Source organism: Rikenella sp. (genome assembly GCF_056799795.1).
Window position 1 is genome coordinate 1 of record NZ_JBQIQO010000052.1, and the last position, 8,977, is coordinate 8,977.

At 59.4% G+C, this 8,977-nt stretch carries 5 protein-coding genes; 1 reads left to right on the plus strand and 4 read right to left on the minus strand.

The genetic code is table 11. The annotated features are described in order from the left end of the window. Positions 1-295: 295 nt before the first annotated feature. Complete coding sequence (radA, locus tag ACTO3O_RS09430) at positions 296-1,684, minus strand: DNA repair protein RadA (RefSeq protein WP_297832909.1); 1,389 nt, start codon at positions 1,682-1,684, stop codon at positions 296-298. 41 nt (positions 1,685-1,725) lie between these two features. On the opposite strand from radA, the gene ACTO3O_RS09435 reads away from it, so the two are divergent. Further along, a complete protein-coding gene (locus ACTO3O_RS09435) occupies positions 1,726-1,989 on the plus strand; it encodes a hypothetical protein (RefSeq protein ID WP_298081285.1) in 264 nt (87 codons plus the stop codon). A 1,078-nt stretch (positions 1,990-3,067) separates the two neighbouring features. On the opposite strand, the gene thiC is transcribed toward ACTO3O_RS09435, so the two are convergent. From thiC to aspS, 3 genes are all read right to left on the minus strand, one after another. Then, positions 3,068-4,612 (minus strand): phosphomethylpyrimidine synthase ThiC, encoded by a 1,545-nt coding sequence (gene thiC, locus ACTO3O_RS09440; RefSeq protein ID WP_297832414.1) that lies wholly within the window; start codon positions 4,610-4,612, stop codon positions 3,068-3,070. 2 nt (positions 4,613-4,614) lie between these two features. Further along, complete coding sequence (locus tag ACTO3O_RS09445; protein WP_297832411.1) at positions 4,615-5,586, minus strand: polyprenyl synthetase family protein; 972 nt, start codon at positions 5,584-5,586, stop codon at positions 4,615-4,617. A 1,330-nt stretch (positions 5,587-6,916) separates the two neighbouring features. Next, a complete protein-coding gene (gene aspS, locus ACTO3O_RS09450) occupies positions 6,917-8,689 on the minus strand; it encodes an aspartate--tRNA ligase (RefSeq protein ID WP_297832406.1) in 1,773 nt (590 codons plus the stop codon). Positions 8,690-8,977 lie beyond the last annotated feature (288 nt).

The following is an 8,977-nucleotide window of genomic DNA, read 5'->3' on the forward strand; positions in this document are numbered from 1 at the left end:
GTCCGCGCGCCTTGCGCGATTCAGCTATATTCGGCTACCGCCGAAATAGTTGAATCGCTTCTTTAGGCGTGGCGCGCGTCTGTCCGACAGGAGGGTACTGCCCTTACGCCGGGCGGGCGGTGCCTCCCGGCACTCGGAAGGGGCAGCCTCTACCCCCGTTCTTTGTCCGCGCGCTGGCGGAAATCTTATTCAAACGCGAAACACGCGTTTGAATGATTTCCTATCTCCAGCTGTCGCGAGAGCGTTCATTTGCACCGTCGCCACAAACACGATCCACACAAAACAGACAACCGGATTACCGATTTCCGAAAACCCGGCGGGCCAGCTCGTCCACCCGGCTCACATAAACGATTTCAATCCCTTTCGGCACATGGCTCAGCGCCTTGCGCGCATACCCCGAAACGACGATGGTGCGGAATCCCAGCCGCGCCGCCTCCGTCACCCGCTGTTCCGTCCGCGAAGCAGGCCGCACCTCGCCCGACAACCCCACCTCGCCCGCAAAACAGATATCCGTATCCAGCGCAATATCCAGCCCCGACGAAATAATTGCCGCGATGATCGCCAAGTCGAGCCCCGTGTCTGCCACTCGAAAACCTCCGGCCAGATTCAGAAAGACATCCTTCGTCCCGAGCTTGAACCCCACCCGTTTTTCGAGCACCGCCAGCAACATATTGAGCCGTTTATAATCCACTCCCGTGGCCGACCGCTGCGGCGTCCCGTAAGCCGACGAACTGACCAACGCCTGCGTCTCGATCAGGAACGGCCGCACCCCCTCGATCGTCGCCCCGATGGCGATGCCGCTCAACGGTTCGTCGTAGTGCGAGACCAAAATTTCCGACGGATTGTCCACCTCGCGCAACCCCTCGTTCCGCATCTCGAAAACACCGATCTCGTTGGTCGCGCCGAAACGATTCTTGATACTCCGCAGAATCCGGTAAGCATTATTGCTGTCGCCTTCGAACTGAAAAACGACGTCCACGATGTGTTCCAAAATTTTCGGCCCCGCAATCGCCCCCTCCTTGGTGATATGGCCGATGATCAGAACAGGGACTTTGGTCTCCTTGGCATACTTGAGCAGCATGGCGGCACACTCGCGCACCTGGCTGACACTTCCGGGCGAGGATTCGATCCGTTCGGAGTACAAGGTTTGGATCGAGTCGATCACGACCAATTCCGGCGTGTTCTCAGTCAGCTGGGTGATGATATTTTCGAGCGACGTTTCGCTCAGGATCATGCACTCTTCGTTGAGTACGCCGATCCGGTCGGCGCGCATTTTGATCTGTTCGGGACTCTCTTCGCCCGAGACGTACAGGATTGGAGAATTGGCCATCCTCACCGCGATCTGGAGGGCCAGGGTCGATTTCCCGATCCCGGGTTCGCCGCCCAGCAACACCAGCGAACCGGGCACCAGTCCGCCGCCGAGCACCCGATTGACCTCCTGATTGAGCAGGTCGATCCGTTCGAAAGCGGCCCGTTGCACCTGATGAACGGGTATCGGGCGATTTCGTTCGCCGGAACCGGCAGAGAGGCTGAAAAAATTATTGGTCGTGAGCGGCGTACTTTTGGCGGCGATAATCTCTTCGGTATAGGTGTTCCACTGTCCGCAGGCCGGGCATTTCCCGACCCATTTCGGAGATTCGTTGCCGCAGGCGGTACAGAAATAGCTCTTTTTTAATTTGGCCATAGTTCAAGAAGAGGGGATTGGGTTTCGACAAAGATAGCAGAATGTTTACTTCTGCCTCCGTTTGTCCGAGATTTCGGAGCGGAGCGGGCAGGGTCATCGGTTTCCGCATACGGGGCAGCCCCGCCCCGGGCTTCCGCTACCACAGGTCGGGTTTGCCGGGAGGTGTCGGTGATGGCGGTTACAGTTGGTCACGTACACCGATGGCGGGCGATGGCATGGGCTTGGATTTGGGCACGCAGCATCTCAACACGAACCATTTGTGCCACCGTGTTTACGGTCGTCTGTTACGTTGCCTCTCGGAATAAACGAGGACGAGAGGCACGCGAAAGATGGCCGGGTCTACCCTGAATAATCTAACAGCCTCTATCATTAATTCGACTTTGCAGCCGGACGCCCGGGAGGAACAGCAACTCTCGACGCGCAAGCGGCGTGTTGCGGCCCTACGAACCGCAAGAGCACAGCACCCATCCATCACCCAATGCTGTGGAATTCGTCCTCGGCGCGCCCCCCCGCGCCGCTGATGCGTCGCTCTCGCCGAGGACGGCGATTCCGAACGGAATCGCGCTACTCGCTCTCAGTTTAGGAGAGTTGAAGCCTGCGGGGCCCAAAAGCAACGTTAGTTGCGGGCCTCCGCGACCGGAGGCTGCGGCCCGCGCGACCCTAAAGGGTCGCAAGAGCACAACCCATTCGTTTCTTTTAAGCTGTTCGCCGCCAGCGGTGAGTGCAACGAGCTCCGACGAGTTGCAGCCCGCCGCATGGGGTGGCGGCGAACTGCGCGGCTCAAAGAGCCGCAAGAGCTCGGCCCAGCGCAGCGGGAAAACCGCATCGGTTTTGCCGCCTGAAGAACAAGCACAGCCCAAGGCTCGTCCTAGTTCTCCGCCCTGTGTCAGCCTCACTGCGGCTCCGCTTGCGCTCCGCCGCGTTGCCGTCGCCCGCTGGGATTTCATCTCGATTTTGCTCACCGCAAAACGAGTGAAATCCCTCTTTACGCGGGCGGGCGACGGATTTTTCGTGCAGGGTCGAATTTTTCGCGCGCCTTGGGGAAATCTTGTCAAAACGCACAAGTGCATTTTGACGATTTCCCTACTAAGGCGTCGGCGCGCGATCTGGGCACTGCCCCGGATGAAACTGTTCTCTTTGTGAATAAAGAGAACCAGAAAACCGACGCTGCCAGCGAGCGCAATGCAAACGTAGTTTGCAAATTGCCGAGCGGCGAGGAGGAAGGCGAAGCCAAACTTTAGACGGATGCTGACGCATCCTAAAGCTACCGGCGGCCCAATTCTTTGTTCGCGCGCGGGCCCCACGTCCCGTGGACGGGCGAAACTACGTTTCGCTATGGCAACCTCTACCCCACACCCATAAGATACTCCCAAAAATCAACCCCTACTTGATCGACTTCGTGATGCGCATCGCACAAAAATGAGGCCCGCACATGGCGCAAAAATCCGCATTCTCCTTCACCATCTCCCGGTGCATACGTCGCGCCCGCTCCGGATCCAGCGACAGGTTGAACTGGTCGAGCCACCGGAAATCATACCGTGCCCGACTCATCGCCAAGTCGCGAGCCAAAGCCGCCGGATGTCCCTTAGCGATATCCGCCGCATGCGCCGCCAGTTTGTAAGTCACCACTCCCTCGCGCACATCGTCGCGGTTCGGCAAAGCCAGGTGTTCTTTGGTCGTCACATAACACAGCATCGCCGTCCCGAACCACCCGATCATCGCCCCGCCGATCGCCGACGTGATGTGATCGTACCCCGCCCCGATGTCCGAGACCAACGGCCCGAGCGTGTAAAACGGCGCCCCGTGACACCATTCGAGTTGCCGATCCATATTTTCGCGGATCCGGTTCATCGGCACATGCCCCGGCCCCTCGATAATCACCTGTACATCCTGCTCCCACGCCCGGCGACACAACTCGCCCAGCGTTTTGAGTTCCCCGAACTGCGCCTCGTCGTTCGCATCCGCAATCGACCCCGGCCTCAGGCCGTCGCCCAACGACAAAGCCACGTCGTAGCGCGCCATAATCTCGCAAATCTCGTCGAAATGCTCGTACAGAAAGCTCTCCCACCCATGATGCGCCATCCACTTCGCCATAATCGACCCCCCGCGCGAGACAATACCCGTCACCCGTCGTTGCGCCATCGGCACGTATGCCCGCAACAGCCCCGCATGAATCGTGAAGTAGTCCACCCCCTGCTCGCACTGTTCGATCAGCGTATCCCGATAAGCCTCCCACGTCAAATCCTCGACCACCCCGCCGACCTTTTCCAAGGCCTGATAGAGCGGCACCGTGCCGATCGGCACCGGCACATTGCGCAGGATCGCCTCCCGCGTCTGGTGAATCTGAGCCCCCGTAGAGAGATCCATCACCGTGTCCGCCCCCCACTTAATGGCCCACAGCGCCTTCTCGACCTCCTCCGCAATGGAAGAACCGAGCGCCGAATTGCCGATATTGGCATTGATCTTCACCCGATATTCGCTACCGATCACCATCGGCTCCGACTCCGGATGACGTCGATTGGCCGGAAGAATCGCCCGTCCCTCCGCCACCGACCGCCTCACCTGTTCCGGCGTGATATAGCCCTCGTCTCCCGGCCGCAACCCCGCATTCTCGCGAATCGCCGCATACTCCATCTCGCGGGTCACCACCCCCTGTCGCGCATACCACCGCTGGGTATGAAACTCCCCCTCCGGCAATGCCGCCGCCCGCTCCGCCATCCATTGCTCCCGCAAGCGGGGAATCCCTCGTTCCGTGTCCGCCTCATATCCCGCCTCCGTATACACCCCCGTCGTGTCGTACAAATCCACAGATTCGCCGTTCGTCAAATGAACGCGCCGCATCCCGACCCGCAGATCGGGAAACAACTCGCCCGGGCGATATACCTTTTCCGAAGCGTTCTGGGGTTCGTGGAACAGTTCTTTATACATAGTTATTTCGTTCTTTTCAGCAGTGAATAAGCATATTTTTCGAGCACAGCCAGCCGGCTCGCATCCTCGTGCGCCCTGCGCAGCGACGCCAGCGCGCGCGTAAAGTAACGTTCGATAGCCGCTTCCGCCGTGCTGCGCACCCCCAGCGCATCATAAATCCCCCGCACCCGCAACAATTTCTCGTCCATATCCCCCGGAGCCCATATCGCAGCCCGTTGCTCCGCCGAAGCGGCCGCCATGGCGGCGATATGCAGAAAGGTCTTTTTCCCGACCGCAATATCTCCTCCGATCGCCTTCCCGAAGGTTTCGGCATCGCCGTAGGTATCGAGCAGGTCGTCCTGAATCTGGAACGCCAGCCCGAGGTTCACGCCGAAGTCGTACAAAGCACGTCGCTCGGCCGGAGAAGCGCCCCCCACGATCGCCCCCATCTCCAGCGCCGCGGCCAGCAGTACGGAGGTCTTGAGGCGGATCATTTCGAGATACTCCGCTTCGCTCACTTCGCGGTCGGTTCGTTCGAACTCCATGTCGTACTGCTGCCCCTGACAGACCTCCATGGCCGCCCGGTTGAACACGGCGAGCAATTCGGGCAGCAGTTCGGCGTAATTCCCCGATGAAAGGATCTGGTAGGCGAAAATCAGCATGGCGTCGCCGGAGAGGATGGCGCTGTTTTCGCTCCACTTCAGGTGAACGGTCGGCCTCCCGCGCCGCATGGGGGCGCGATCCATAATGTCGTCGTGGAGCAGGGTGAAGTTATGGAAGACTTCGACGGCAATGGCTGCCGGCAACGCTTCGCTTACCTTTCCGCCGCAGAGATCGGCGCTCAGCAGGCACAGCAACGGTCGGATCCGCTTTCCGCCGTCTTCGAGGATGTAGCGGACGGGAGCGTACAGTCCCTGCGGTTCGATCTGTTCGAGGGGGAGCTTTTCGAGCTCCGTTTCGATGCGTTGCAATAACTCGTCGGTATTTTTCATCATCGGATTCGGCATCTATGGTCTTGCATGCGGGCGGTAGGTCTCGGAACGTCCGATTGTTTTTGGGTAGAAGCGGTCTGACGGGGGTGTAGGCTGCCTAATTAGGGTAGGGGCTGTCAGTAAAACGCCCTGCGGGCCCGCCCCGGGCTACCTGCGCGACTTCACAGGCCTGCATGTGTATGTCGGACATAGCGGCATCAGTCATTCTGCCACTCCTCATGAAATCCGCTGCATATATTTGAATTTTAATCCCGTAGGTCTTGGCTCGACGAGTATCGGAAACCGTGCCCACGGTTTTCAGTTGCGTTGCCTCTCGGAATAAACGGGGACGAGAGGCGTCTTTTAATGGCAGCCTCTACCCTCTACTTTAATTTGATTTGCGGCCGGACGCCCGGGAGGTACGGCAACTCTCGACGCGCAAGCGGCGTGTTACGAGCCGCCGTGGGCAGGCATCCGGCCCGCGTGGCTCTGCGAGCCACAAATGTTCAGCCCAAATCACTACCCGTTTATCACTACATTCTGTGGCATTCGTCCGCGGCGCGCCTTGTTGATGCTGTTCGCCGCCAGCGGAGGCACAAAAGCAACGCCTATTCGCACTTGAGTTAAGCGGGTCGAAGCCTGCGGGGCCCACTGCAACGTCAGTTGCGGGCCTCCGCTGCGGGAGGCTTTGGCCCGCGCGACCCGTTGGGTCGCAGAAGCACGGCCAATAGTTCAGCCTAACTCACAGCCCAAAGCCAAGCCCCTGCTCAGCCCAGCGCGGCGCGAAAACCGACTGCAGTTTTCGCGCCCGAAGAACAAACATAGCCCAAAGCTCGCCCCAGCTCTCCGCCCCGTGTCAGCCTCACTGCGGCTCCGCTACCGCTCCGCCACGCTTGCCGTCGCCCGCGGCAATTCTTGCCGGATTGGCCGAATGCCAACCGGCAGAATATGCCCATTATGCGGGCGGGCGACGTTTTTTTCGCGCGCCTTGCGCGATTCAGCTATTTCGGCGGTGAGCCGAAATAGCTGAATCGCTTCTTTAGGCGGGGCGCACGATGGTTTGAGGGTACTGTTCTTTTTGTGAACAAAAAGAACCAAAAAACTTTAAACAGACGCTAACGCATCCTCCAGCTGCCTCGACCCTACTCATTGTCCGCGCGCCTTGGGGAAATCTTGTCAAAACGCGCAAGCGCATTTTGACGATTCCCCTACTAAGGCGTGGCGTGCGGTCGAGCTTTGTCCCGCCTAAAACTGCCCTCGGGCCGGGCAGGCCCCACGTCCCGTGGACGGGAAATGCTCACGCATTTCAACTGGCAACCTCGCCCCCAAACACACGCAACAGGCTTAGCCCAAATCACTCAGCCGCCTCGACAATCCCGATCCCCAGTTCGTCCAGCTGCGCCTGCGCCAGAGCCGACGGTGCGTCGATCATCATATCGCGTCCGCTGTTGTTCTTCGGGAACGCGATGAAATCGCGAATCGAATCCGACCCGCCGAACAACGAACACATCCGGTCGAAACCGAACGCAATCCCCCCGTGCGGCGGCGCCCCATACTTGAAAGCCCCCAGAAGGAATCCGAACTGCGCCTGCGCCTCCTCCGACGTAAAGCCCAACACCTCGAACATCCGGCTCTGCACCCGCCCGTCGTGGATCCGGATCGACCCCCCGCCGACCTCGACCCCGTTCACCACAAAGTCATACGCCTCCGCCCGCACATCCCCCAGCACCTCGATATCCGTCGAGAAGAATTTGTCCATATCCTCCGCTTTGGGCGACGTAAACGGGTGGTGCATTGCATAATAGCGCTGCGTCTCGTCATCCCATTCCAAGAGCGGAAAATCGACCACCCACAACGGCGCGAACGTATCGTGCGGCCTGAGCCCCAGCCGATCCCCCATCTCCAACCGCAACGCGCACAGCGCCGCCAACGTCTGTTTTTTGGCACCCGCCAGTATGAGCAGCAAATCCCCCGCCTGCATGCCACAAGCCGAGCCCCATTTCGCCAACTCCTCCTGCGAGTAGAACTTGTCCACGCTCGACTTATACGAACCGTCCGCCTCGCGCCGCACATACACCAGCCCCTTCGCCCCCACCTGCGGACGTTTGACGAACTCTGTCAAACCGTCCAACTGCTTCCGCGTATAGGAGGCACACCCCGGCGCACAAATCGCTCCGACATATTCCGCCCCGTCGAACACCGCAAAGTCGTGCCCCTTCACCAAGCCCGTCAAGTCATTGAACGTCATCCCAAACCGGATATCCGGCTTGTCCGACCCATATTTTTCCATCGCCTCGTGCCACGTCATGCGCGGGAACCGCGCCTCCGCAAACTTCACCCCCAGCGTCTTGTCGAACATCGTCCGCATCATCCCTTCGAACACCGTGAGCACGTCCTCGCGCTCCACGAACGCCATTTCGCAGTCCACCTGGGTAAATTCCGGCTGCCGGTCTGCCCGCAAGTCCTCGTCCCGGAAACAGCGCACGATCTGGAAATAGCGGTCATAGCCGCTCACCATCAGGAGTTGTTTGAAAGTCTGCGGCGACTGGGGCAAGGCATAAAATTCGCCCGGATTCATCCGGCTCGGCACCACGAAATCCCGCGCCCCTTCGGGCGTCGATTTGATCAGATACGGCGTCTCGATCTCCATGAACCCCTGCGCATCGAGGTAGTTGCGTACCTCCTGCGCCAGCCTGTGACGCAACATCATAGCGCGTTGCAACGGCGCCCGCCGCAGGTCGAGGTAGCGATATCTCATCCGCAAATCATCACCCCCGTCGGACTGCTCTTCGATGGTAAACGGCGGGACTTCGCTGGTATTCAAAATTTGCATGTCGGCAGCGACGATTTCGATCTCGCCGGTCGGTATTTTGCTGTTTTTAGCCGACCGTTCCGTGACGGTTCCGGTCACCTGGATCACATATTCGCGGCCGAGTCGTCCGGCCGTTTCCCGGACGGCGTCGGCAGCGTGTTCGTCCACGGTGATCTGGGTAATGCCGTATCGGTCGCGCAGGTCGATAAAGACCATCGAGCCTAAGTTGCGCACCTTCTGTACCCATCCGGCAAGGGTGACGGTCTTATTCGCATCGGTGAGCCGAAGCTCGCCGCAGGTGGCTGTTCTAAACATGATTGACTTCGGTTTTTTAGGAACTCAAAGATACATATTTTTTACCGTTCGCGAGCACCGCCCGGGCTACCGCGGCTATACCTTGGGCGAAGCGGGTAGCAGCGGTCACCACGGATTCAGCTGGTCTTCCGCCGCAAGCGGGATCTCTACAGTCTGAATTTGATTTTCTATTCGCAGAGCCTCACGACCAGCTACTCGTTCAACCGTGCCGCTGGTCGTCAGTTGCGTTGCCTCTCGGAATAGACAGGAACGAGCAGCACGCGAACCAGGTAGCCTTAGCCTCAAATT